The sequence below is a fragment of the Zobellia sp. B3R18 genome (genome assembly GCF_018860715.1).
Taxonomy (GTDB): Bacteria; Bacteroidota; Bacteroidia; order Flavobacteriales; family Flavobacteriaceae; genus Zobellia; species Zobellia russellii.
The window spans coordinates 1-26,674 of record NZ_JAHKQG010000012.1 but is presented as its reverse complement, the minus strand read 5'-3'; the positions used below and the strand labels follow the sequence as shown (position 1 = coordinate 26,674).

The 26,674-nt window shown below is 41.6% G+C and carries 18 protein-coding genes; 9 read left to right on the top strand and 9 right to left on the bottom strand.

Annotated elements, in window-relative coordinates; all coding sequences use genetic code 11:
* The 3 genes from KO513_RS14795 to KO513_RS14785 form a co-directional block, all read left to right on the top strand.
* Positions 1–1,207 (top strand): SDR family NAD(P)-dependent oxidoreductase (locus KO513_RS14795; RefSeq protein ID WP_215914061.1); only part of this gene is annotated, 1,207 nt, incomplete at its 5' end.
* 318 nt (positions 1,208–1,525) lie between these two features.
* Positions 1,526–2,899: an FGGY-family carbohydrate kinase gene (locus KO513_RS14790; protein WP_215914060.1), complete on the top strand. Its 1,374-nt coding sequence runs from the start codon at positions 1,526–1,528 to the stop codon at positions 2,897–2,899.
* Between the two features lie 9 nt (positions 2,900–2,908).
* Positions 2,909–4,057 carry an alpha-hydroxy acid oxidase gene (locus KO513_RS14785; protein ID WP_215914059.1) on the top strand — a complete coding sequence of 383 codons (1,149 nt, stop codon included), beginning with the start codon at positions 2,909–2,911 and terminating at the stop codon, positions 4,055–4,057.
* Positions 4,058–4,089: 32 nt separating this feature from the next.
* Here KO513_RS14785 and KO513_RS14780 read toward each other — a convergent pair whose 3' ends face one another.
* Together KO513_RS14780 and rhaM are read right to left on the bottom strand one after the other, a co-directional pair.
* A complete protein-coding gene (locus KO513_RS14780; protein WP_215914058.1) occupies positions 4,090–5,832 on the bottom strand; it encodes a sulfatase-like hydrolase/transferase in 1,743 nt (580 codons plus the stop codon).
* A gap of 106 nt (positions 5,833–5,938) precedes the next feature.
* Positions 5,939–6,253, bottom strand: coding sequence for an L-rhamnose mutarotase (gene rhaM / locus KO513_RS14775; RefSeq protein ID WP_215914057.1), 315 nt, complete (start codon positions 6,251–6,253; stop codon positions 5,939–5,941).
* A gap of 428 nt (positions 6,254–6,681) precedes the next feature.
* Here rhaM and KO513_RS14770 point away from each other — a divergent pair, with 428 nt between their 5' ends.
* The 6 genes from KO513_RS14770 to KO513_RS14745 all read left to right on the top strand — a co-directional run bounded on the left by KO513_RS14770 (position 6,682) and on the right by KO513_RS14745 (position 13,407).
* Complete coding sequence (locus KO513_RS14770; protein WP_215914056.1) at positions 6,682–6,894, top strand: hypothetical protein; 213 nt, start codon at positions 6,682–6,684, stop codon at positions 6,892–6,894.
* Between the two features lie 96 nt (positions 6,895–6,990).
* On the top strand, positions 6,991–7,161 hold the full coding sequence (locus KO513_RS14765) for a hypothetical protein (protein WP_215914055.1): 171 nt from the start codon (positions 6,991–6,993) through the stop codon (positions 7,159–7,161).
* A gap of 11 nt (positions 7,162–7,172) precedes the next feature.
* Positions 7,173–8,615 carry a sulfatase family protein gene (locus tag KO513_RS14760; RefSeq protein ID WP_215914054.1) on the top strand — a complete coding sequence of 481 codons (1,443 nt, stop codon included), beginning with the start codon at positions 7,173–7,175 and terminating at the stop codon, positions 8,613–8,615.
* A 211-nt stretch (positions 8,616–8,826) separates the two neighbouring features.
* Complete coding sequence (locus tag KO513_RS14755; protein ID WP_215914053.1) at positions 8,827–9,930, top strand: glycoside hydrolase family 88/105 protein; 1,104 nt, start codon at positions 8,827–8,829, stop codon at positions 9,928–9,930.
* Positions 9,931–9,958: 28 nt separating this feature from the next.
* Positions 9,959–11,887 (top strand): hypothetical protein, encoded by a 1,929-nt coding sequence (locus KO513_RS14750; RefSeq protein ID WP_215914052.1) that lies wholly within the window; start codon positions 9,959–9,961, stop codon positions 11,885–11,887.
* Positions 11,884–13,407 carry a sulfatase gene (locus KO513_RS14745; protein WP_215914051.1) on the top strand — a complete coding sequence of 508 codons (1,524 nt, stop codon included), beginning with the start codon at positions 11,884–11,886 and terminating at the stop codon, positions 13,405–13,407. The genes KO513_RS14750 and KO513_RS14745 overlap by 4 nt, the downstream gene beginning before the upstream one ends.
* Before the next feature lie 63 nt (positions 13,408–13,470).
* On the opposite strand, the gene KO513_RS14740 is transcribed toward KO513_RS14745, so the two are convergent.
* The 7 genes from KO513_RS14740 to KO513_RS14710 all read right to left on the bottom strand — a co-directional run bounded on the left by KO513_RS14740 (position 13,471) and on the right by KO513_RS14710 (position 26,433).
* Positions 13,471–14,808: a Gfo/Idh/MocA family protein gene (locus KO513_RS14740; RefSeq protein WP_215914050.1), complete on the bottom strand. Its 1,338-nt coding sequence runs from the start codon at positions 14,806–14,808 to the stop codon at positions 13,471–13,473.
* 124 nt (positions 14,809–14,932) lie between these two features.
* Positions 14,933–18,454, bottom strand: a complete 3,522-nt coding sequence (locus KO513_RS14735) for a sulfatase-like hydrolase/transferase (protein WP_215914049.1) — start codon at positions 18,452–18,454, stop codon at positions 14,933–14,935.
* 172 nt (positions 18,455–18,626) lie between these two features.
* Positions 18,627–19,202: a peroxiredoxin-like family protein gene (locus KO513_RS14730; protein WP_215914048.1), complete on the bottom strand. Its 576-nt coding sequence runs from the start codon at positions 19,200–19,202 to the stop codon at positions 18,627–18,629.
* Positions 19,203–19,228: 26 nt separating this feature from the next.
* Complete coding sequence (locus tag KO513_RS14725) at positions 19,229–20,044, bottom strand: 3-keto-disaccharide hydrolase (RefSeq protein ID WP_246560421.1); 816 nt, start codon at positions 20,042–20,044, stop codon at positions 19,229–19,231.
* A 232-nt stretch (positions 20,045–20,276) separates the two neighbouring features.
* Entirely contained in the window at positions 20,277–21,773 is a 1,497-nt protein-coding gene (locus tag KO513_RS14720; protein ID WP_246560418.1) for a RagB/SusD family nutrient uptake outer membrane protein, read from the bottom strand.
* A 58-nt stretch (positions 21,774–21,831) separates the two neighbouring features.
* A complete protein-coding gene (locus tag KO513_RS14715) occupies positions 21,832–24,927 on the bottom strand; it encodes a SusC/RagA family TonB-linked outer membrane protein (RefSeq protein ID WP_252735851.1) in 3,096 nt (1,031 codons plus the stop codon).
* Positions 24,928–25,386: 459 nt separating this feature from the next.
* The gene (locus KO513_RS14710; RefSeq protein ID WP_215914047.1) at positions 25,387–26,433 is read right to left on the bottom strand and encodes a GntR family transcriptional regulator; all 1,047 of its coding nucleotides are present in this window, start codon (positions 26,431–26,433) and stop codon (positions 25,387–25,389) included.
* Positions 26,434–26,674: the final 241 nt, after the last annotated feature.

The window sequence follows — 26,674 nt, the reverse complement described above, 5'->3', positions numbered from 1 at the left end:
GCCCATGGGCACCTCGTGCCCAGACCACTTTTTGAGAACCAAGATCCAGCCTTTGGTACTGAAACTGGATGCCAACGAGGACCTTTCCGATACGGAAGCCGTGCTCGCCAAGCTCCGTCCCGCCTTTGAACAGTACAGAAAGGAGTACCAAGCGTACTACGACGACCATAAACGTGCCAATAGTCCCGCCGTTAGGGATGCCAGTCCGGTGATCATCATCTATCCGGGAATAGGCATGTTCAGCTTCGCGAAGAACAAGCAGACCACCCGTGTGGCCAATGAGTTCTACGTCAATGCCATAAACGTCATGCGCGGTGCGGAAGCCATCACGGAATATACATCGTTACCAAGACAGGAGGCCTTCGATATCGAATACTGGTTGTTGGAAGAGGCCAAACTGCAGCGTATGCCAAAGGAAAAACCTTTGTCACGTAAAGTAGCCCTGGTCACCGGAGCGGGGGGCGGCATAGGAAAGGCCATTGCCGACAAGCTCGCCGCAGAGGGCGCCAACGTGGTACTGACCGATATTGCCGAGGACAGGCTGAAGGAAGGCGTAGCCACCTACCCAAGGGATACCGCAAGCTATGCCGTGTGCGACGTCACCAAAAGCGCATCGGTAGCGGACGCCTATAAAAAGGCCTGTCTGGAGTTCGGGGGCGTGGATATCGTGGTGCACAGCGCGGGTCTCGCCATTTCAAAACCCCTACAGGACACCTCGGAAAAGGATTGGGACATACTGCAGGACGTCTTGGTAAAGGGGCAGTTCGAACTGGCCAAACAGGCCGTGGCCATCATGCGCAAACAGGACAAGGGAGGTGACTTTATAAGCATAGCCAGCAAGAACGGGCTCGTATCCGGGCCCAACAACGTGGCCTACGGAACGGCGAAGGCCGCACAGCAGCATATGGCGCGCCTATTGGCCGCGGAACTGGGGGGCGACAAAATAAAGGTCAATACCGTAAACCCGGACGGGGTGATCGTGGGCAGCAAGATATGGGAAGGCGATTGGGCCGAGGGACGTGCAAAGGCCTACGGGATCACCGTTGAGGAGCTTCCCGCACATTACGCCAAACGCAATCTCCTGAACGAGATCATATATCCCAAGGATATCGCGGACGGGGTATTTGCATGCGTGGGCGTATTGAGCAAGACCACAGGGAACATCATCAATGTGGACGGGGGTATGGCGAATGCCTTTGTAAGATAGATCGTTTTGAGTTAGTTTGTTTTTATTTCCATGGGCCGTACGGCCCATGGAAGTATTTTTACCAGAGTTACATAATTCACCCCTCAGATGAATTTTCAACTAGTTCCGCAGCAAGCTGAGGGTTGGAAAATGTTTATCATGTACAAGACGTAGAAAACTAAAATCTATAGTAACTTATACCGAAAAGATGTTAGTCTCTACACACAAACGGTTGTATAAAATAAGAGTGATGTTTAAATCTAGTAACCACACTCAAATAAAAGATTTAAAAGAGATCAAGATGTTGAAATATAACATCCAGACAATAATTACATAGTCATGAAAACTAAAGTAACGGCGGTATTCGATATCGGGAAGACCAACAAAAAGTTCTTTCTTTTTGACGGGAACTTCCAGGAGGTGCACCGTGAATACGTACGTTTTGAAGAGATAACCGATGAGGACGGCTACCCTACCGAAAACCTCAGGGCACTGGAGGACTGGGTAAAGGAAACTTTCGATAAAATCCTAATTTCCAACGAATTTGAAATAGAGGCCTTGAACTTTTCCTGTTACGGCGCCAGTTGGGTACACATCGACGAAAACGGGAAACCGCTCACGCCCCTCTACAACTACATGAAGCCCCTGAACGGGGATATCCTTGATTCATTCTATAAGGAATACGGGCCCGAGGACGAACTGTCAAGGGTCACCGGATCCCCAAAACTGGGCATGCTCAACACCGGTATGCACCTCTATTGGCTGAAGAGGACCAGACCGGAAACCTTCAAAAAAATAAGCTACTCCCTGCACCTGCCCCAATACCTGAGCTATCTGTTCACCGGGATCCCGGTAAGCGAATATACGAGCATCGGGTGCCACACCATGCTCTGGGACTTCGAAAAAAAGGACTACCATTCATGGGTCTATCAAGAGGGCATCGACAAGAAATTACCGCCGCTGGTGTCTTCCAGAAAGACCGTTCCGGTGGACTATAAGGGCAGGACGATCAAAATGGGCGTTGGCATACACGACAGTTCCTCCGCCCTGTTGCCCTACATCAAGAGCGCTAAAAAGCCTTTCATATTGGTCTCCACGGGCACATGGAGCATTTCCATAAACCCTTTTAACCCGGGGATGCTCAGTGCCGGCGATATCGGGAACGGCTCCTTGTTCAACATGAGAATAGACGGAAGTCCCGTAAAGGTTTCCCGCCTGTTCCTGGGCAACGAGTACAAGCTACGGGTAAGGGCGCTCGCGGAGCACTTCAACGTATCCCCAGACGCCCATAAGAAAGTGGAGTTCGATCAGGATACCTTTTTCGAGATCAACAAGGATTTCGTGCACATGTTCAAATGGGACACCATGTCCTCTGCGGACATGCCACAGAGCACCTCGATACCCTACGACAGGTTCGAGCATGCCTACCACCAGCTGATGCTGGAACTGGTACTGCTCCAGGAGAAAAGTGTAAGGGCGGCGATGGGAAGTTCCGAAATAGACCAACTTTATGTGGACGGGGGTTTTAGCGACAACAAGATCTACATCCAGCTCCTCTCCCATTACATGGGGAACATGAAGCTCAGCACGACAGATTCATCGTTGGGGTCCGCCCTTGGGGCCGCGATCGTTATTTCCGATACGGAGCTGGAGCCCTCGTTCCTGGACAAAAACTACGCTATCAAGAAACACCGGCCGTTCAGCCTAAAATAGACCCATCATATGAACAAGGAATTCAACCCCGCATATCCTTCAATGGACGATTTGAGAAACAAGGCCATGAAACGTATACCCAAGTTCGCCTTTGAGTACCTGGACGGTGGCTGCAACGAGGACGTAAGCATAGCAAGGAACACCTCGGACATCCGCAAGGTACAGTTACAACCTAGGTACCTGAGGAACCAGGGTACCGGTTCGACCAGGACCAAAGTTTTGGGAATGGAGTTTGATGCCCCGTTCGGGATAGCCCCCGTAGGGCTCCAGGGACTGATGTGGCCCAATTCGCCCGAGATATTGGCCAGATCGGCGTTCAAGAACAACATACCCTTTATCCTGAGCACCGTTACCACGATGGATATAGAACGGGCCAGCGAACTGACAGAGGGCAATGCCTGGTTCCAGCTATACAATCCCGCAGAAGATGCCCTTCGCGACGATATCATAAACAGGGCCGAGGCCGCCGGCTGCCCCGTACTGGTACTGCTCTGCGACGTGCCCACCTTTGGCTACAGGCCGCGGGACATCCGCAACGGGTTGGCACTGCCCCCGAAAATGTCGCTGGCCAATATCCTGCAGATTCTGGGCAGGCCCACTTGGGCCATGAACACCCTGAAATACGGGCAGCCCACTTTTGAAACCTTGAAGCCCTATACGCCCGAAGGCCTCAACCTGAAACAGTTGGGACAGTTCATGGACAGAACCTTTTCGGGACGGTTGAACGAGGAAAGGATAAGGCCCATCCGCGACAGATGGAAGGGGAAACTCGTGCTCAAGGGCGTGGCATCGGAACGGGACACCCAGGACGCCATTCGCATGGGGTTCGACGGCATCATCGTTTCCAACCATGGCGGAAGGCAGCTGGACGCCGCACAGTCCACCATTAGTTCCCTTGCCGAGATAGCAGGGAAATACGGTGACCGGATAGAGATCATGATGGACAGCGGACTGCGTTCGGGACCCGATATCGCAAGGACCATGGCCAGCGGGGCAAAGTTCACCTTTATGGGAAGGTCCTTCCTCTACGGGTGCGGGGCACTGGGAAACAAAGGCGGCGACCACACCATTGCCATGTTAAGGACCCAGTTCAAACAGGTCATGGACCAGCTATGCTGCGAACGCGTAGAGGACTTACCTAAACATCTTATAAAATAAGGTAACCTCAGCTCCAAATATTTTCGGGCGGTCTACTCTATATTTTTCTCAACTACTGCACTGGGCTCATACCCTATTCTATAGGCTTGTGCCACTACTTTACTCCCCTCTGGAATTTGAAACGGTTGGCTATAAACCTGCCATACTTTTGGAGTTTTTCCTTCTTTGCTTATAACTTTATATGCTAAAGAAGCGCCATTGGTAGCACTACTAATTACAACTGTATTCTGATTAAAAGAAATTTTCGGTTCCAAAGTCACCGGTTGGCTGTCAGCTCCATTCCATAATTGCGCAATTAACTCCCTTTCTGGCAGATTAGGGTTGTCCCTTATTTCTTGGAGCCAACGATCCATTTCAGTGCTTAATTCTTCCAGCTTTTTACCGTAAGCAGGGTCTTTGGCCAAATTGTTTATCTCATATGGGTCCGCTTCACAATCATACAATTCTTCCGCTTCCTTTTTTTCCCTGAACCAAAGGCTCTGTATACTATCTAATTTTCCCTCATCATGCATACGTAACATTTCCTTCATAGTTGGAATCCTTTCTCTATACTCAACCGGCAAATAATAGCCTTGGTCAGGTCTATAGTTTCTTATGTACTTAAATTGATTATCGCGTACGGCTCTGATTACATCCGTAAAACCGTCAAAACGGTCTGCGGCGCCATGAATATATTTTCGTTTTTCCTTCGATTTATAATCCCCTAAAAAAGCTTTCCCCTGCATATACTTTGGAGGTTCAACACCTATTAAAGAAAGTAACGTGGGGGCAAAATCTACAAAACTAAGCAACTGATCATCTTTGATTTCCGAATGTTGTTTATTAGGAAACCTTATAATCAATGGCGTATTTAAGCCAGAATCGTACACTAACCGTTTTTCCCTAGGTAACGGTCCACCATGATCGCCATAGAAAAAGATTATAGTATTCTCTAAAAGTCCATCATCTTCCAGCTGCTTCAATATTGCGCCAACCTGTCTGTCCATTTCAGCTATATTGTTATATGCTTTCCACATATCACGACGTACCGTGGGTGTATCCGGTAAATAAGGAGGAATAGAAAACTCCGTTTCCTTGGATAAATGCACAGGTGTTTCCTGTTCTGTCATACGGTCGCTTTTCCATGTATATGTTGTATCACCTGCATGATAATGCCTTGTTTCAATATTTCTAAACCCATAAGGTTCGAACAGCCCAGATTCATGCGTATCCGTAAAATTGAAAACCGAAAAAAATGGTTGATCATTCCCTCTATTTCTCCAATGCGCGTAGGGACTACTCTCATCCCAACCCGTTTTAGGGGCTCTAAATTGATAATCTTCTTTATTGTTATTTGAGCAGTAATACCCATTCATACGTAATAACTCACTAACCATACGAGCTTCTGCTGGCGGAACTGCTCCGTAAGAAGGTAATCCGGTCTCCTCTGTATATGAAGTGGTACGCATATGGTTGGCCCCAATACCTGACGGGTACATCCCCGTTGTAATAGCCGCTCTACTCGGAGCACAAACTCCTGATGTGGAATATAAATTAGGATATACAACACCCTCTTTTGCCAAACGGCTCAAATTTGGAGTAACAATTGTAGAGTCTCCAAAAGAAGGAATGTACGGCCCCATGTCCTCAGTAACCAACCATAGAATATTGGGCTTTTGAGGTAATTCCGTTTTAGATGTTATGGGAAGAGTTTTTTGGCTCTTTTTACTTTCATTTTTACAACTAAAAAGGATAGTACATATACAAATGACTGTTATATTTCTGATTGGTAACATGTATTTATACATAATATGAAATTGAGTGTAAAGTTACAGGGGTCTTTATTGATGTTTTTGAAGTTGACTCTTTTCAATCAAAAAAATCAACTCTTAAAGAAACAGACTATTTCATGTAGAACAGATGTTCTAAATCTGTGGATACTGGACTGTTATCTTCGTTCGTTTCCATAAGATCTGCCATATAATTCCACCATTCTCTGCAAATTGGAGTATTGGCTATCTGATTCCACTTTACTTCTGATTCTATTTCGGCGTAACCAAACAAAAAACAGCTCTCGGTATCTAAAAAAATATTGTAATTACGAACGCCATGGTTCTTAAGTACTTCTTTTAATTCTGGCCAAATTGGATTGTGCCTTTTGGTATATTCCTCGATTTTATCCTCATATACCTTCATTTTGAATGCTTTTCTAACCATTTTCTCATCTAGATTTTAAACTTTTCAGTAGATTCAACTTCTTTTTTGAACTTACCGTCTTCACACTTACAGAGCCTCTTTAAGACACTATTTACAATTGTCAAGACCGTTGAGCTCTTATACCTTATAAGTTGGTCATTCTTGATTATATCAAAAATAAAGCTAGAAAAACGGTAATGTATCCTGCACAATGCTGTTAAAGCCAATTATTCATGAAAATTATGTGCAAATGTTAGTTCACATATCGTGCTAGTTATTTGTGAAATGAAAGGTAATAAACACAATACTGTAGCTATTATAGTTAATCTCCAAGCCAAGCTAATGAAAAGACGGAGGACTATCCAATTAACCGCATCTTTATGCAAGGTACATGTTTGCTATAAAATTCCTCTGCAACTTAACAACATCCATAATCAGCACAGTACAGGATGCTATTGATCCAGGCATTCAATATTATTGATAGAGTATTGAATAAAATTAACTTGGATTTAGACACTGTTTTAAGAGAAATACAAAGCAAGAACCATTTTGCTTTTAAAAGAATATTTGATGATATGTACCAAGATTTGGTAACATATGCCTACGGTTTTCTTTTTGATAAGTCTTTAAGCGAAGATGTGGTGCAAGAGGTTCTTCTATAGCCACTTAAAAAATTTGAAAAACGAAAAGCAGTTTTCGGAGAAATCTATAATCACGATTTCAATACCGTAGAAGAAAGTCTAAAATATAAAATGGTTATGACGGATTCTTATAAGTTAATTGTCCCCAATTCCAAAAATAGACCTAACGAAAAAGTTCAATTGTTCAATATTTATGAAGACCCATTAGAGCAGACAGATATTGCGGATGAAAACCCTTCCATAGTTGAAGAGTTAAAGAAAAAAATAGAAGAATCTTGGAAAAACTGATTACAAAACTTATGAGAAAAACGTGCTATTTTATTTTCGCAGCAGTTTTAATTGCTTTTAGTTACTGTAAAAACAATAAGAATCTTAAGCAAACCCCTAAGAACAGTATTAGACCCAACGTTCTCATTATCCTAACGGACCAATGGCGGGCGCAAGCAACAAGCTATGCTGGAGACCCAAATGTAAACACGCCTAATCTAGATGAACTGGCCACGACAAGCGTAAACTTTTCAAATGCAGTTTCTGGTATGCCCGTATGCTCTCCTTTTAGGGCTTCACTTTTAACTGGTCAACGTCCATTGACCCATGGGGTCTTTATGAACGATGTTCAATTAGATACCAATGCGGTAACAATTGCCAAAGTATTTAATAAAGAAAATTACGATACTGGCTATATTGGCAAATGGCATTTGGACGGGCACGGCAGGCTTCAGAATGTGGCTCCCGGTCAAAGAAGGCAAGGATTCAAATTCTGGAAGGGCAACGAATGTACCCATGACTACAACAAATCGGTATATTATGATAATGAAGACCCGAACAGAAAAATTTGGGACGGGTACGATACCTTTGAACAAACCGATGCGGCCATCGATTATATTAAAGAAAGAAAATCTTCCGACAATCCTTTTATGATGATTCTTTCTTACGGCACACCACATGCGCCGTACCATACGGCACCGGAGGAATATAGAAATCGATTTGACCCAGATAAGATTCAATTACGTAAAAATGTCCCGGACAGTCTCAAAGCAAAGGCTAAAAAAGATTTGGCCGGCTATTACGCCCATATTGCCGCAATTGACGATATGATAGGCAAGTTGATTAAAAACCTAAAAGACTCCGGCAACTATGATAATACCATAATAGTCTTCACCTCTGACCATGGGGATTTATTGGGTTCCCATGGCGCATACAAAAAACAACAACCCTACGAAGAGTCTGCACGGGTTCCAATGTTGTTCCGCATTCCGGAACAGCTTAAAATTTCTGAAGGTGAACGAGATGCACTGATGAATTCAGAAGATATTATGCCCACCATTTTAGGCCTGTGCAACATTTCAATTCCAACTACCGTAGAAGGAATAAATTATAGGCCCTATATGGAAGGAAAGGAACAGATAGGAGACGCCACGTTACTTACATGCGTACAACCGTTTGGACAATGGAACAAAGTACAGCATGGAGCTAGGGAATATAGAGCTATTAAGACACAGCAATATACTTATGCTAGGGATTTAACAGGCCCATGGCTTCTTTTTGATAATAAATTGGACCCCTACCAACTGAATAACCTTGTTGGTAATGAAGGTTATACTACCGTGCAAGATGATTTGGAGAAACTGCTTTATCAGCGTTTAGAAGAAACCGGTGATGAATTTTTATCAGGTACGGAATACATTAAAAGGTGGGGATACCCCATTGATGAAACGGGCACGGTTCCCTATACGCACTAGTATACTTTACTATTTTGGTTATAAAGGGCAGTTCTATCGAGCTGCCTTTTTTTTAACTTAAAACGACTCATTATTGTATAGCCTGACAGGATAGAACAGGATGCAAATTCTTAAAAACACCACTAAAATTGTTGTTCCATAGAGCCTCTAATATTTACCCAAAATGGAAGTGCCACATGTAGCGTTTTTAAAAAATCACAAAATAATCCTTATGAGAACCTTTAAATTACTCCTTATTTCCTTTTTATCCGTTTACTTCTGTAACGCCCAAAAAATTAAACCCGAAGAAGTGAAAGATGTTATGAAAAAGGTTGCCGACTGGCAAATGGACCACATTAATGACAGTTATAGCAATAAGAAACCCCATCATCCTTTGCATTGGACAAACGCAGCACTATATGTTGGTATGGCCAAATGGGCAGAAATGGCAGATGATGATACCTACTATAATTGGTTAAAAGGTATTGGTGATCAAAACAACTGGCAACTTCACGAGCGAAAATATCATGCAGATGATCATGCCGTTGGCCGCATGTATGCAGCTCTGTACCGAAAATATAACCAAGAGGAAATGTTAAAACCCACTAAGGAACAATTTAATTTTCTTATACACCATCCTGCCAAGACCAAATTAAATTGGGCCACGCCCTACCACCAAGATCGTTGGAATTGGTGCGACGCCCTATTTATGTCTCCACCCGTTTGGGCCGACCTCTATAATATAACTGGAGAGCAGAAGTATTTGGATTTTATGTTTGAAGAATACAAAGCCACTACCGAGTTCTTATTTGATGAAGAAGAAAATTTATACTACAGGGACGAACGATTTAAAGGTAAGTTAGACAATGGTACCAAAATATTTTGGGGACGTGGTAATGGTTGGGTTTACGCTGGTTTGACCGATATCCTATCTAATTTAAAGCCTCAAACCAAAGAGTATGAATACTTCTTGGACATTTACAAAAAAATGTCTGAAAAACTTCTAGAAATACAAACACCAAAAGGGCATTGGGCCATGAGCTTATTGGGCCATGAATTCTATCCTACCCCTGAGACCAGCGGCTCTTCATTCTTTATATACGGTTTAACATGGGGCATCAATAACGGAATATTAAAAGGAAAAAACTATAAAATAGCCGTAATTAATGGATGGAACGCCATGACCGGATATGTGCATGAAAATGGCATGCTAGGATATGTCCAACCCATAGGGGCAGCTCCAGGGAATGCCAGTCCGGACAAAACGGAAGTATATGGTACTGGAGCCTTTTTAAGTGCAGGTTCCGAAATCTATAAAATGACAAAGGACAACTAGAAAGAGGTAACCAAATAAATCGGCGATAATGAATCGAAAAGAATTTGTACAACTCTCCGGCTTAGGCACGGCTGCTCTTACCCTAGCAATAGGGCCATGGTTCAATTCATGTTCCGATAAGATTACCAAAGAACATTCTTCAGAGTATAAGAAACTTGTTTATGACCTTTTAAAAGATTGGTGTGACGGGCTTATCCAAACCCAAATTATGGATGCGGACAACCCTAGGATACACGGTATGTTCAAATGCCCGGCATGCAATAAGGTCCACGGACGAATGATGGACGCCGTATATCCTCTTCTGGCCATGGCAAAGTATACGGGGGAACAAAAATATCTTAATTCCGGTATTGCCGTGATGGAGTGGGCCGAAAATGTAACCTTACCCAGTGGAGCTTGGTCCAACGACCTTAATCCCAAATCTTGGAACGGAATTACGGTTTTTGGTGCCATTTCCCTTGCCGAAGCCCTACACTATCATGGAGATTTGCTAGATGAGGAACGGCGTGAACGATGGAGGGCTAGATTGGCCAGAGCTGCCGATTTTGTTTACAGGAAATTTCCAACGATGGATGTGACCAATGTAAATTATGGCGCCACCACCATCTACGCCCTAAATCTCATTGGAAAAATGCTCAATAAGCCAGAATACCTATCTCGTAGTAAAGAACTAGCGGAAGCCATCAAAACCTATTTTACAAAACCTAATAATTTTTTATATGGAGAAATAAAACCAAGTGCACATAAGCTAAGCAACAAGGGATTAAAAGGTATAGATTTAGGCTATAACGTGGAGGAATCGTTGAACAATATTGTACTATATGCCGTTAATGAAAACGATACTCAACTTCTTGAGCTTTTGGATAAATCCCTAAACACTCATTTAGAATTCATGTTACCAGATGGGGGTTGGGACAATGGCTGGGGAACACGAATGTTTAAGTGGACGTATTGGGGAAGTCGTACTTGTGATGGCAGTCAACCTGCATTGGTACTTATGGCCAACCGCAACCCCGCTTTGGGCACGGCCGCGGTAAAATATAACGAATTATTGAGACGCTGTACCCACAACGGATTGTTACATGGAGGAATTCACTATGCATCGCACGGCATTAAACCTTGTATACACCACACCTTTGCACATACCAAACCATTGGCCCATTTATTAGATAATTGGAATGATTTGCCCAAAATAAATACAGAAACTCCTCTACCTAGAAGTACTGCCGATGGTATAAAACATTATAAGGAAATAGATACTAGTCTTTTTGCCCGGGGAAATTGGAGAGGGACCGTAACTGCCTATGATGCAATTTATAAAGATGGATATTATCGCCAAGCTACGGGAGGGGCCTTATCTTTATTGTACCACAACAAAGTTGGGCTACTGTTAGCGGCAAGTATGGCCAAATATAAGTTGGTAGAGCCATTAAACCAACAACCCAATCCGGGAGAAGATTTTCCTTTTACCCCAAGAATCGAAACCATACATAATGGTGAATGGAGCTCTAATATTTTTGATCGTACCGCAACTATTTCCTCCAATGATACCAATGGGCAAATTTTAATAAATGCGGAATGCCTATTAAAAAACGAGCACAACCAAACTGTAAAAACTACTGCTTCAGATTTCAATCTGATCTATGAGTGTTCTGAAAATTCTTTACGAATAGTTGCTAAAACCAATCAGGAAATTATTTCTAGAACCTCTTTTGTACTACCTATTATTTCTCCTAGCAGCGAGACGGTCACACAACTCAATCCGAATGAGCTTACCGTACAAAAACCAGAAGGTTTGGTAAAAATCACTTCAAATGTCCCCCTCACCATAAGAGAAACGTCTAAAGAACGTATCTTTAATATGGTTCCCGGTGCCGAAGCTATTCCTATCATGGCCTATTTTGACAAAAACAAAGTGGTAGAACTAACAATTGAAGTCATATTAGCAACCTTATGAGAAATGGCTCATTTTTCGTTTTAGCTTTAAGTTTACTGTGTTTATCCGCCTGTAAAGAGGAAGAAAAGATAAAAAAAACTGTAAAAGTTGAACATCCCAACGTACTATTCATTGCTGTAGACGACCTGAATAATATGATTGGAATACTCGATAAATATTCAGGCACCAAAACTCCCAACATAGACCGTTTGGCTTCTAAGGGAGTAATTTTTTCGGATGCACACTGCCAAGCCCCATTATGCGGTCCTTCAAGAGCTTCATTAATGACAGGTCTACGCCCATCAACCACTGGTATTTATGGCATGATATCAGATGTAGAAATACGTTCAGAGAACAATCCCGCCACGAAGGATATCATTTTGCTTCCTGAGTATTTCAAGAAAAATGGGTATCACACTATGGGTATAGGAAAGTTATTTCATGCACATGCGCCCAATGGCGTTTTTGATGAGTCTGGCAGCAGGGAGAAAGGATTTGGACCTTATCCCGATGAACGATTTGTTTGGGACGGTTTTGGTACTTCAGACCGTAATAAATACGGAAGAACAAGTACAGATTGGGGTGCTTTCCCAGAAGCCGACTCATTGATGCCCGACCACCAATCCGTAAATTGGGTCAACGAGCGTTTAAAGAAAACCTACGACCGTCCCTTTTTTATGGGAATAGGTTTCTTACGGGTACATGTACCTCTTTATGTGCCACAAAAGTGGTTTGACCTCCATCCGCTGGACAGTATAAAAACTAGACCCTATCGGGCAGATGATTTAAACGATGTTCCTCCTGTGGCATTACAGATAAATGATTTGCCCATGATGCCCTCTACGGATTGGGCCATTAAAAGTGGAGAATGGCCAAAAATCATTCAGGCCTATTTGGCTTGTGTGAGCTACGTAGATTACGAAATAGGAAGACTGTTAGATGCGCTTGATGAAAGTGAACATGCCAATAATACGGTTATTGTTCTTTGGTCCGACCATGGCTATCGCTTGGGAGAAAAAAGCACCTTTGCCAAGCATGCCCTTTGGAATGCCGCGACCAAAACACCCCTATTATTTGCGGCTCCCAATTTACCCAAAGGAAAAGTAATAGATGAGCCCGCCGAATTACTGTCTATTTACCCTACTCTTTTGGAACTGTGCGGACTACCTGCTTATGAAAGAAACGAAGGAAAAAGTCTTGTTCCCTTAATGAATGATAACGATCTAAATCCCCATTTTGCAATCACAACCTTTGGGATGAACAATCACGCCGTCAAGTCCAAGCAATTTAGATACATTCGCTACGAAGATGGAACGGAAGAATTATATGATCATAAAAATGACCCCAACGAATTCACCAATCTAGCGAACCACCCTGATTACCTAAAAATTACAAGGCGTTTAAAACAACATCTGCCCACTAAAAATGCCATTTGGGACGATAATTCATCCTATACTTTTCAACCTTATTTTGTTGAACAAAAGACAAGAACTAACGGCAAAGAGATGACAGATGTAAAAGTAATTGGAGCACCCCAATAACTAAAACAGGGTAATCTCCCAAAAAGAACATTACCCCGTTTCTTATATTATTTTATAGAAGTTCTACAGCGTAGGCTCCCAACCCGCAGCATATTCCCTTCCCCATAAAGCCAAGGCTTTTCTATCTAACATTCTACCTGTTTTGGGGTCTATATCAAAACCATTTCCAATTCTATAAGCTACATTTCCAAAGTGTACCAACGCCATACTTTTAGAGGCATCATCTATAGGGGCTTGTAAAGTTTCCTTACCTCTAATGGCATTGAAAAAATTACCCACATGTATGGTACTCATTCCTCCACCGCCACCAAGCTCTAACCCGCCTTCCTTGGTTTTGGCCTTGACCGTTTCTACCAAGTTTCCCTCACGATCATACAACTTGTATAAATCACGGTTTACATAAACACTGCCTTCGCTACCGTAAATAATCGTACCACGTCCGCCGCCATAGGTCCCGTATCCGTTTCTACTCTTTCCGTCCCATTTAATAGTAGTATTGTTATCGAACTTAAATGTAGCCTCCATGGTATCGTACATCTCCCAACCATCATCAACAAAGGCAGATTTAATGCCATCTGCCTCCACATGATTTGGAAAATCTACTTGTAAGGCCCAACGTGCTACATCTAGCTCGTGTGTACCGTTATTTCCCAATTCTGCGGTACCGTAATTCCAACCGTACCAATGCCAATTGTAATTCCATGTCTCCGAAGTATAATCACGGCGAACAGCAGGTCCTTGAAACAATTCCCAGTCTAGTCCTGTAGGAACTGGAGCCGCTTTTTGATGTGGAACCTCTCCCCGTTTGCTACTAAAGAAGGCTACAGCCTTGTATGGCTTACCTATTACACCATCATGAATTTGCTTGATAATATCTATACTATGCTGAGCAGAACGTTGTTGGTTACCCATCTGAACCACTCTATCATATTTTTTCTGCGCAGCAACGAGCAGTTCGTTTTCGGCCATGTTATGGCTACAAGGCTTTTCAACATATACATGTTTTCCTTCTTTTAGTGCCATTATAGAACCTGGAGCATGCCAGTGATCAGGTGTTAGATTAAACAATGCATCTACCTTTTTATCCTCAAGCACCTTTCTTATATCATTTTCCAGTTTTGGAGTATACCCCAAACGAGGAGTCATTTCTTTTGCTGCTTTTACACGCTGGCTTTCCATAACATCACAAAGGTAAACGAGCTCCACATTATTACTCTTTAACTCTACTGGAGCATATATGGCTCCAACACGACGGCCCAAACCAGCTATGGCTACTTGGATCCTATCATTGGCCCCCATAACTTTTCTATAACTCTTAGCAGATAAGCTGGAACTTCCGAGTATAGCACCCGTAGTTCCCAAGGCTGTTTTCTGAATAAAACTTCGTCTAGATGTTTTCATTATTATAATTCTTTGATATTAATATTCCGGTAAAATACTTGGACCCATGATTTTGTAAAAATATGCTCCCTGTTTTGGCGTCTCCAAAATAAGCACAATGTAGACCATTGCTACTATATTATCTTTAAAAAGAATTGATTACCAATTTAATTTCATGATGCCCTGGTTCCAAACGTACAGAACCGAAAGCGGCATTTACTTTTTTACCATTATGCATTAACTCTTTTCCTGGTGATGGAGCAATTTCAAACTCTGCTACCATATTTGCCGGAATCTCAATTTTGAAAACCTGAAGCCTAGAAGTCTCATAGGTATATTCTCCTTTTATTGTTCCTTTAATGGTAGGCACTTCAATACTGCTATTTTTCAAATCGCTCATTTGAGGTTTTATAATAGCGACTCCAAACCCCGGTGTTTTGGGTTGAATACCCCAAAGTCCTCGTGGAATGGCATTTGCGGGCACAGCACCCCACGCATGGTTCCAATCTAGATTGTTCTTGTACTTCAGGTCCCAAGCTTCCAAGGTCATAGTAGACCCTATACGGATCATATTATACCAGCTTCTATCACTGGTATCCGTTAATAATTCCAACGCGTAGTCCTCTGCTCCGGCGTTATACAATCCATCCATTAAGTATTGTGAACCATAAACGCTACAGGCCATTCCTCTAGATTTTACGTGTTCTACAACAGAAGAAATATGTTCCTCCGGTACCATGTTAAAGGCTAAGGGCAACATATTGGCATGCAGAGCTGCATGGTCCGTTCCAATTCCATCTACATATACACCACGTTCGGCATCGAACATTTTTTCGTTGACCGCTTTTTTTGCCTTTAAAGCTCGGAGTTCAAAATCCAGTGCCTCCTCCGTTTTACCCAAAACCTCCGCAAATTGGGCCATGATTTTCATATTCTGGTAATAAAACGCATTTACTACAGTATTATAATCTTTAAAAACATAAGCGTCACGTTCCCCCTTATTTGATGGGTCTCCTCCCCAGCCCGCAGAAGGCCAATCTACAATATCCCTAAAGGTCTCCTTCATTTTTTCGGGAAACCCAAGGTTTTTCATCAATTCCGGAGTCATTTTAGTAGAGGTTATAAGACCATCTTCATTAGCAAGCTCGTAAAGCGTTTTATACTTTAACCGGTCATAGTACTTCTTGATCAGTTCTGTGTTGCCCGTATACATATAATCTGCATAAAACATAAGCGCCACATGCTGTTGCCATTCCGTTGGCCATGTAGGATGTTCCATAAAATATTCTATGGTTTGTCTGGCAATAGCATATTCACGATCTGTTGTATAATGGCTCAATTGGTTCAAATAAGCATCTGCTTCATATGGAATACGCTCTCGATCGCCATCTACATAAAGACCGTTAAATGTTGTAGCTTTTATCGTGTACTTACAAATTTCCCAAACCTGATTTAAAATATCATCTGAGCTTTTGAAGCTACTGGCACTGTCTTCCCAGTAGCTATGATGCACTAAGAATGTAAAGTCTTCCGCATTAACGTCCCCCTCTATACCTTGAACCTCTACATACCTAAAAGGCATTAAGACAGGAAAACCTTTAGGAAGAGGTAGTGCCTTGCCGGGTAAGGTATTTCGCTTGTCCGGTTTAATTTCAAGTTGATATTCTGTTTGGTCCGGATTTACCTTCATTTTAATTTCCTGATACCTGATATGACTTTTTTCAAAAGGTTTTCTGTTGATGTTCTCCCCGTCTAATTGTTCCCCAATTCTAAAGGTAACTATACCTGAAGTTTGGGCCTTATATGTAAAATTGAGGGTAGCGAAAGCCGCTTTTCCAAAATCCATGAAATAAGTATCGCCTCTGTTTTCGAATTTGACAGGTTTAATTTTGTCTATTTGAAAACTATTTGGGGTCGTTATGGTTGCCTTGGGGCTTCCCATGGTAAAAGACTGACTTTGAGAATATCTTGATAGTCGATTATCTTGGTCCCAAATACGTACCTTCCAGAAATAGGTCTCTCCGTTTTTTAAAGCTGACCCACCGTGCTCTATTTCTGATGAGGCATTGGTCCGCATTTGTCCACTATTCCAAACATCACCAATATTGCTGTCTATTTTTTCTTTGGTTGAAGCTACCAATATTTGATAGGCCGGTTGTGAAACTGCGCCATCCGGCACCACCCATCCAAATTCTGGTTTGTCATCAATAATGGCAACACCCTCTGTGTTGCGTATCCATTCTACAATCAAGTCGCTTGGTCCATTGGAATATTCATCCGAATGCTCTAGAATAAGACTGTTAGTTTTATTTCTAAAAGCCTTTAATTTTTCGGCATATTTTGCATCCTTGGCCAGATTATGTATTTCTTTGGGGTCGTCTTTTAAATTATAAAGTTCTTCAAAAGATTGGTCATTAACATACCGGAAGTACTTCCAATTTTTTGTACGTACTCCTTCACTAGGTGGTATATTCTCAAATTCCCAAATATGCTCAATGAGCACAGTATCCCGCCCAAAATCGCGCTTGGCGCTTTTCACAATAGGCATAAGACTTTTACCGTGCCACGCTTTTGGTTGATCAATGCCGGCCAAATCCAGAATTGTAGAAGGTACATCTATGTTCAGGGCCATGACATCACTATCTTTTTGCTTTTTTTTCCTTGGGTCAAAGACTATTAAAGGCACCCTTACGGAATTATCATATAACAACCATTTACCTGCAAGCTGGCGCTCCCCTAAAAAGTAGCCGTTATCGCCCATGAGAATTATAACCGTGTTTTCTGCAAGTCCCTTCTTTTCCAGCTCGGCCCTAATTTTGGCAATTTCCCTATCAATACCAGAAATCATTCTATAGTAGCCTTTTACGCTATGCTGATATTTTTCAGGGGTATCGTACCTCCAGGTCCAACGTAACCGGTTAAAACCATCTCGTACAAATTTAGGTTGAGCCTCAAAATATTTATCCTCTCCTAAATCTGCATCGGGCATATTGATGTTCTGAAGCAAGGCATCTGATTCTCCCTGCCAAAAATATTGGTCCTTTGCCCCATCATGTGCATGGGGAGCACTGAAACTTAAAGAAAGACAAAAAGGTTTATCCGTCTTTACATCTGCAATAAAATCTATAGCTTTCTGTCCCGTATATCGCGTTAAATGAACAGTATCCTTACCTAACGTCTTATAGTAATAACCACGTCTGTCCTTATACTCATTATTACGGTCATAGGACTCAAATTGATCAAATTGATTCTCTAGTTTATCATAACGAACCCCATATTTCCCATAAAAACCGGTAAAATATCCATTCTCTTTTAAAATTGAAGGATATGATTCAGCCATGTACGATTCTCTAATATTTCCTGTCTGGAAATTGAAATTATGGGTACGCTCATAAAGCCCGGTTAAAATGCTAGCCCTACTTGCCGCACAGATCGGAGTGGTAACCATTGCGTTTTCAAAATAGGTACCCTCTTTTGCCAACTTATCCATTTCAGGGGTAGAAATAAGTTTGTTCCCTGCATAACCCAGAGCATCAAAACGTTGGTCATCCGTTAAAATAAAAATAATGTTAGGCTTTTTAACCTGCAGTTCTTTCTCCGCTTTTTGTGCCTTTAATGTTAGTACGCCACCACAAAGAAAGATTACCGCTAAAATTTTTATACTCATAAACTTGATATTTGTTAGTTCTCTTAAATTAGATTCTCTGTTCAAACCTTAGAAGTCGGGTAAGGAATCTTATTCAAACTTATGTGTTATAGAAGCTTTACCCATCCTGTGCTGTCCTGAGAGCGGGCGTGATTATTGTTTATAAATTCTTGTGTTACATTCACCCAACGTATTACTTTTTGTTCGCTAAATCTTTAAGTACCGATAGAATTTCAGACACTCCCATTCTTTCTGTATAATTTGCTTCAACATGGGCAGCTTCAATAATTTGATCAGTGTTAATAATAAATGTTGCGGGAACAGGAAGTGTTTTTGAACCATCGCCATTTAAAAGTGTTAAATCTCTTCGCGCATGGTAATCCTCTCCTGGATCAAACTGAAGATTATACGCTTTAATGACTTTTTGATGTGCATCACTTAGCACTTCAAAATCAAGACTGTTTTTCTCTTTTGCCGTTAATGCTTCATCAGGGTTTTGAGGACTTATTGCCAAAAATGAAGCTCCTAAAGATGTAATATCGGGTAGTTTACTTTGTACTTCCTTCAGGTCTAAATTACAAATAGGACACCATTCACCACGATAAAATTTGATGACAACTACACCAAATTTTAAAAGTTTAGATAGCGAAACCTCTTTCCCTAAGGCATTGGGAAGCGTAAAGTCCGGAGCTTTATCTCCTACCGTTAATCCTTTAACGTGGCTTGCATTTGAAATAACCAACTTTTGAAAATCTTTTAAATCTCCCATTCTAACTATCTTTATCTTTTAGATGTCTACAAGTTCTTTAGCTGTATATTTCTATACTCTACCTTCATAGGCGGGCCAACATGTACCTGCACTCCTAAATGTCCTTTTAATTTTCTATTTATAGTATCTTCATCAATTACGTCACTCATTAATGTCCCATTTACGTAATGCTGAAGGCGATTTCCTTTTATAACCAGATGTACTTCGTTCCAATCTTCACTTTTAATCTTAGTCTTTAACGAATCCGATTCTCCCAAAGAACCTATTACCTCTCTACTTTGCCAGCAATTCTTTTTTACATTGCCTCGTAAAGAACCGGCAACATCCGGATTATCTTGAGTCTTTATTTTTACTTTCTCCCCACGGTATGCTAATGTAGCCCTTTTCTTTTCCTCATAGTTCTGTCCCGTATACCTAATTTTTCCATCAATATCTGCTTGATATCCCCTCATGGCGTTAGGTATGGTATCGATCAAATCACTTCTATAATTTATGCCACTATTACCGGATTCGGTTATTCTAAATTCCAACTTCAGCTCAAAGTCATCCGGCTGCCCTCCTTGCCAAATAATAAAGGTATTACTTTTCAAAAGGGTTTCCGGGGTTACCTCTCCTACTAGATGACCATTTTCAACACGCCAATAATTGAGGTCGCCTTTCCAATTTGTCAAGGTTTTCCCATCAAATATATTTATAAAACCGTCTTCTTTCTCTTGAACTTTTGCCGTGGTTTCTACAGTAGTTTCCTGTTTTTTTTCTTTACAAGATTGAAAACCTAACAGTAATGTTAAAGCAAAAAGAGTTCTCCCCATTAATTTAAATACGCTACTATATTTATTCATAATTCCTATTATATTTTTTTGATTGTCATAATTCTTCTACTGATAATTTCCATAAAATTAAGAAACCTAAAGCCTCCTTTTAAGGTTCTACATTTACAACAATTCTTGGTTTATTCTTTGATTTTTCCGCACTTCTAATTGATAGATTACAAGTGAAATTTTTTGTACGATTAAAGGTCATGGATGTCCATGACCTTTAATTTTCTTTGATAAATTATATTTTCCGATTCAATTAAAAATTTGGATTTAATGAAGATTCCGATGCAGGTAAGGCGTAACGTTCAGAAATATTGGTAAAAACATTGCCTCTTGGCTCTACACCAGCAGGATAGTAATAATCAATAGGATTCGCCTTTATTTTATTACCGTGAGCGGTAATCACATCTATAGCCCTGCCTGTCCTTACCAAATCAAACCATCTTTTGTTTTCAAAAGCAAGCTCCACCCTTCTTTCGTTAAAGATAGCTTCTCCCAGATCCCCCACAGGATCACCTAGACCAGCACGTGTACGAACCTGATTAAGATAAGGAAGAGCTTCTCCGTCTTTACCTTGTTCTTCCAAAGCTTCGGCTAAAAACAACAACACTTCGGAATACCTGTATACGGGCCAGTTCATTCCATGGTTATTATGTAATGCATGGGGCTCCACATATTTTTTAATGATAGGGTAAACACCATCTTCCCAAAAACTTTCACTAATAGTAACATACATAATTGAAGCATCTTCCCTTAAATCTCCTTCTTCATAGGCATCAATTATGTCCGGTGTAGGTATATTGTTTCCTTCACCATTAACCGGTTGTGGATTTGAAGTTCCCGTTATAGCACCAACTTCTTCGGCAGTAATTGGTCTTGGTAGAAAGTTATATAAAAAACTTCCGTTTAAACCTTCGGCACCCTCCCTGTATTGAATTTCAAAAACAGATTCCATATTGTTCTTGTTTTCGCTATTCCCAGAAAAAGCATCTTCATAATTAGGCATCAACATATATTCATTACTAGCTACCACAGCTTTTAAAAGGATCTCCGCCTCTGCCCACTGTTCTCTAACGATATAAACATTGGCCAAAAGGGTTTGAGCCGCCCCTAGTGTAACCCTACCCGGTTCTTGCTCCGACTTAAGGGGCAACAAGGCTGTAGCTCCCTGAGCATCCTCAATAATTTGTGCATAAAGGTCGTCCTCGCTAGAGAGTGGCAAAGCTGCCCCATCACGGTCTAATACAGGTTCTAGGTGCATAGGTACACTACCAAATAGCTGCGTCAACTCAAAGTACGAATAAGCTCTTAAAAAAAGAGCCTGTCCTTTAAGGTTTGCCTTGGCCGCTTCATCAAATTCCGCATCATCAATAGTGGTCAAAATTTGATTTGTACGTGCTATGATCTGATAATATTCACGGTAAATCTGCTCCACCCAAGTATTAGCAGTTATTCCCCCATCACTAGGTATGGAGTGGTCCGCAATATCTTCTTGATTATCCGTTGCACCAAATGCCGTGTTACGAGCAAAATAAGTATTGTCTGAATGCATTTCCGCCAGATAAGGCTTGGCTTGGTTGTTAATCAGACGTAACGGGACATAAGCACCGTTAACTGCCTGGGTAAAATCCGTTTCTGTTTTAAAGAATGTAGGAACACTTAATGAGTCCTCGGGAAATATGGTTAATTCGTCATCGCAACTACTGACTATAAAAGCCATGGACGCTACGACACAATAAAATATCTTTTTCATTTTTTCAGTTTTAAAATTTGTCGAAAGTGAAATATGTTTTGTCATCGTAGTCTATGATTTAAAAGTTTAAGTTTAAACCAACACTAAAAATGCGGGGAACCGGGTATCCAGAAATATCCACCCCGGAAGCAAGGTTGCCCCCGTCTCCATCTCCGTTATTCTGCACACTTATTTCAGGGTTTGGTCCTCCCCAATATTTGGTGAAAATGTGTACATTTTGAATAGATCCGTATATACGGGCCGATTTAAAATATTTATCCACTCCTGGTAAGGTATAGCCTAAAGTTATATTTCTAATGTTGAAATAAGAGGCATCTGCCACAAAGCGATCGTTTATCCAGTCTCTCTCTATACCAGTAACGTTTCCGCCTCCAACGGTAGTTCCATAAAAACCATCACCTGGATTATCTACGGACCTAAACCGATTCTCAACATCTTTCAAAAGATTAAAAACACCATCAAGATTGGTAGTACTATATAAGTGGCGTACCAATAACTCATTACCTTGAGAACCTGTACCCACTATGGAAAAGTCTAAATTGCCATACTTAATAGTATTTGTAATACCATAAGTGAAATCTGGAAAAGGGCTTCCAGTAATAGCTCGGTCATCAAAATCTCCTCCATTTGTAATAATACCATCTCCATTTATATCCACAAGCTTTATACTACCTACCGTAGAACGACCTGGGACTTGAGGTGAATTGTCCAAATCTTCTTGATTGAGATATACTCCATCCGATACATGACCATAAAACTGACCAAAGGGTTGGCCTACTTGAGTAATATGCCACCCTCCTGGTCCATAAACCCTATCAATTCCATCAGCCAGCGCTTCTACCCTATTTCGGTTGAATGAAATATTGGCATTGGTCGTCCATTGAAACTTACCAGTTGTGTTCACTGTATTTAAGGCAAATTCATGTCCCCAGAAACGAATCTCACCAATATTATCACTAAAATTGGAGAAGCCTGATTCGCGAGCAACCTGAACATTATAAAGTAAGTTGGTAGTGTTCTTTGTATAATAATCATACACAAAGGATACCCTATCATTAAAAAGACTTAAATCAAGCCCGGCATCAAACTGTTTGGTAGTTTCCCAACCTAAGTTTGAATTTGACAGTGAGTTAACTGCCGAACCTGGTGCAAAAGTATCTCCAAAAACGGCATTTACCGTATTATCAATCAAGGCATATTGCGTGTAATTACCAATATTATTATTTCCTGTAACACCATAACTACCTCGTAATTTAAGCAAGGATATAGTTTCTGAATTTTCTAGGAAAGGCTCATCCGAAGCTATCCAACCAGCGGATACAGAAGGAAACGTACCCCAACGGTTCTCCGACCCAAATCTTGAAGAACCATCACTACGTATGGATCCGGTCAACAAATATTTTCCTTTGTAGTTATAGGTAAGACGAGATAGAAAAGAAACCAAACTCCACTCTCTAACTTCATCAAAAGTCCCGTTTCTGTTAATATTGGTCGCGCCTTGTATAGTAGGCAAACGATCATCTGCAAAATCTGATGCTTGAACCCTGTTACGATCTTGACGGTATTTCTGATAAGTAAAACCTCCTAAAACGGAGAAGGTATGATCACCAATACTCTTATCATAGGTAATCGTATTTTCGTTCAACCAAGAAAATGTATTTCGATCGTCCCAAATGGCCTCATTATTGGTAGGCACGGGTCTGTTGATTGAATAAGTAGCGTTAGTTGGACTGAAGAATTCATATTGCTCATTATATAATTCTGCATTCAAACTAGTCTTAATAGCAAGACCCTCAATAGGTTTATATTCAAGAAACGCGTTGCTCAAAAGGTTAACACTTTTGGTCTCATCCTTAATTCGTTCCGCAGAGTTCAACCAGTTGGCGTACGAGAAGATATTTCCTGTATCCGCAGGAAATCTATTAAACTCGGTTCTTGTACCATCCGGATTATAAATTGGCATAATGGGCCATGTATGCAATGCATTGAACAAAAGACCAGTGCCCCTAGTACCATCTGTTCTTGGCACATTGTCAACTATATGGTTGGGGGCAATGTTTACACCTATACGAACCTTATCCGATAAGGTGTAATCCAAATTAGCACGAAGTGAGTAACGCTTATAGTCAGAACCTAGAACAACTCCTTCTTGGTCAAAAAAGCCTAATACTACGGATGTCTTTAATTTTTCTTTGTTGGAAGTAATACTTAAATTATAATTGGTCATAGGCGCAGTTCTCAAAAGTGCATCGTACCAATCATTGGTCTGCCCTTCATACTGTGCCGGATTCTGAAAAATATCCGGAACAGGGCTACCTTGATCTTCATAATATTCTTTTTTGAATTGAGCGAACTCCACGGCATCCATCATCTCTATTCTTCCACGTTGCGGAACACTTTGCATGCTGGTTGTCATGTTTAAGCTCACACTAGTTTCTCCTGATCGTCCACTTTTAGTCGTAATTAAAACTACCCCATTGGCTGCTCTAGAACCGTAAAGCGAAGTAGAGGCAGCATCCTTTAGCACTGTAATATCCTGAATCTCATCTGGGTTTATGGTGTTTATACCTCCGGAAATGGGAAAACCGTCTACTACGTACAATGGATCACTTCCTCCTGAAACGGATAATTGCCCCCTTATCCGAACTGACATTCCCTGTCCCGGTTTACCTGTGGCCTGATTTATTTGAACTCCTGGTAATCTACCCTGTATCTTTTGGGTAACCTGTGAAACAGGTATATCCGCAAGTTCATTGGCTTGAATCGTAGACACTGCACCAGTTACTTGACGCTTAATCTGGGTACCGTACCCAACTACCACAACTTCATCTAGAAGTGCTGCGTCCTCTGTCATGGACACGTCAATCTGACTTTTACCACTTACCGGAATCTCTTGAGGGGTAAAACCTATGTAAGTAAATACCAAAATACTATTGGCATCGGGAGCTACAATGCTATAGTTTCCATCAAAATCCGTTACGGAGCCGGTAGTCGTTCCTTTAACAACAACATTTACACCGGGTAACGCCTGCGAGTCATCTGCCGAAACCACGGTTCCCGATACGGTAACGCTCTGCGCTTGCATCGTAAACCCCCATAGCAGAATCATAATCATAAGAAACCCCTGAGGATTTCCTCTAAATCTTTTTTTCATAATCTTGAATTATTTAGTTGAGTTATATATTATCCCTAAAATATTGAGCGATATTTTAAGTTATCTTCAAATGTATAGGGGCCATTCTTATAACTCATCCTGTACCATGCTGTGGTGTCCTGTAGTGTCCTGCCCTACTGCTATAAAATAACTGTGTCGAAAGCATTTCTAAGGTTGAAGAAATCTTGAAATACTATGAAAATTGATATTGAAGAATAAATAGGATACACCTTTAAAAAGACTTAAACTTAAATCAACAACATCTTCAGATAATTACAAATATTGGATTCAGAGAAGTTTTTAGAATTACTGATTCCCTTTGAAATTTTAAAGAAATGAAATTCAGATAATGAATAAATTCTAATTGGAACTGCCGAACTCTACGAACAGAAAACCCAAAAGAACCTGGACAGGATAGAATACCTAGGGTACCTCTAGACCCGTTAACGAACATATCTTTTATATCGAGTTCCTATCAATGAAACGGAACGGGTTCTTGACCTTCCCCTTTTTCTTGTCCATGATCATACGGGCCGCGGTCTCCCCCATAGCCTTGAAGTCCGTGGAGATACAGGTAATGCCCAACAGTTGCTTCAGCGGCGTGTCGTTATAGGAGATCACCCCTATGTCGGTCCCCAGGTCGAACTCCTGGTTGCGTATCTGGTTCACCAAACTCACCAGGTCCGATTCGCTTATGGTAATGAACAGGTCGCCCTTTTTAAGGACCATATCGTCATAGATCTCGTCCAGCACCTCAAAGTCGATCCTGTGCTCCCCGCAGAACTTGCGGAACCCGTGAAGGATTCTCTTCGGGTACGGGTAGACCGATTCCTCGGGGTAGGTAATGATCAGTTTCTCGTATTTGGATATCTTTCCCAGCCCCTCCTTCAGCGCATGGTAGATATCGTTCTCGAAATCCTGGTAGATCTCTATGTAACCGCCCTTCAGTTCGGGTACGGGGTTGTCCATTATGATCAGTTTCTCCTTGGGGATACGGTCGATCGCCTTTATAGCTTCCGGGGTATGGCTGGCATGCTTCAGCTTCTCGGTCTTGAAATGCGGCATGATCACATAGTAGTCATAGGCGTTCCTGTTCTTTTCCAGAAGGTTCAGGAACAGCTCCTCCTCGCAATGGTAGATGAAAAGGTTCGTGTGCGCCGTTCCCCCTATACTCTCTATAAAGGAATTGTAGATGCGCATCTTGTAGGAACTGAGCTTGTTGACCAGGAACAGGATGTTCACCTTGGATATCAGCTTGGTGCGGGCTATGTAGTACCCCTTGCCCTTTATGGAGATGATCACCTTGCGCTCCCTTAGAATACTGTAGGCCTTCTCAACGGTGTCCCGCGAGAGGAGGTACTCCTCGCTGAACCTGTTGATAGACGGGATCTTGTCGTCCATCTTAAGGTTGCCCGAGGATATGTTATGGATAATGGCGTCCACGATCTGCCTGTACTTGGGCACGCGGGAGTTCTCGTCTATGTCGATGAAATTGAATATGTTCATGGGCGATGGTCTTTTCTTTATCGGTGGAACTGCCCCTTGGCGGCACAATAGTAAAGATGAAAAATTATAATCCGCCCAAAATATACATATTTATTTTTTTTGGGCCGAGCGGTACAGTACAGGACGGAAAGCTTTTTCCCATCATATAATTTTGTCCCCAAACGTAATAACCCTTCAAATGAAAAATACAGCACAACAGTTCAAGTACGTAGACCATCTCTGGGACGATAAGAAAGCCGCC

Coding starts and splice junctions, on each gene's coding strand:
- KO513_RS14740 (WP_215914050.1), bottom strand. CDS start 14,808: ATGAAAACATCTAGACGAAGTTTTATTCAGAAAACAGCCTTGGGAACT.
- KO513_RS14750 (WP_215914052.1), top strand. CDS start 9,959: ATGAATCGAAAAGAATTTGTACAACTCTCCGGCTTAGGCACGGCTGCT.
- KO513_RS14790 (WP_215914060.1), top strand. CDS start 1,526: ATGAAAACTAAAGTAACGGCGGTATTCGATATCGGGAAGACCAACAAA.
- KO513_RS14780 (WP_215914058.1), bottom strand. CDS start 5,832: ATGTTACCAATCAGAAATATAACAGTCATTTGTATATGTACTATCCTT.
- KO513_RS14725 (WP_246560421.1), bottom strand. CDS start 20,044: ATGAATAAATATAGTAGCGTATTTAAATTAATGGGGAGAACTCTTTTT.
- KO513_RS14755 (WP_215914053.1), top strand. CDS start 8,827: ATGAGAACCTTTAAATTACTCCTTATTTCCTTTTTATCCGTTTACTTC.
- KO513_RS14745 (WP_215914051.1), top strand. CDS start 11,884: ATGAGAAATGGCTCATTTTTCGTTTTAGCTTTAAGTTTACTGTGTTTA.
- KO513_RS14760 (WP_215914054.1), top strand. CDS start 7,173: ATGAGAAAAACGTGCTATTTTATTTTCGCAGCAGTTTTAATTGCTTTT.
- KO513_RS14770 (WP_215914056.1), top strand. CDS start 6,682: ATGCTATTGATCCAGGCATTCAATATTATTGATAGAGTATTGAATAAA.
- KO513_RS14765 (WP_215914055.1), top strand. CDS start 6,991: ATGACGGATTCTTATAAGTTAATTGTCCCCAATTCCAAAAATAGACCT.
- rhaM (WP_215914057.1), bottom strand. CDS start 6,253: ATGGTTAGAAAAGCATTCAAAATGAAGGTATATGAGGATAAAATCGAG.
- KO513_RS14785 (WP_215914059.1), top strand. CDS start 2,909: ATGAACAAGGAATTCAACCCCGCATATCCTTCAATGGACGATTTGAGA.
- KO513_RS14715 (WP_252735851.1), bottom strand. CDS start 24,927: ATGAAAAAAAGATTTAGAGGAAATCCTCAGGGGTTTCTTATGATTATG.
- KO513_RS14720 (WP_246560418.1), bottom strand. CDS start 21,773: ATGAAAAAGATATTTTATTGTGTCGTAGCGTCCATGGCTTTTATAGTC.
- KO513_RS14710 (WP_215914047.1), bottom strand. CDS start 26,433: ATGAACATATTCAATTTCATCGACATAGACGAGAACTCCCGCGTGCCC.
- KO513_RS14730 (WP_215914048.1), bottom strand. CDS start 19,202: ATGGGAGATTTAAAAGATTTTCAAAAGTTGGTTATTTCAAATGCAAGC.
- KO513_RS14735 (WP_215914049.1), bottom strand. CDS start 18,454: ATGAGTATAAAAATTTTAGCGGTAATCTTTCTTTGTGGTGGCGTACTA.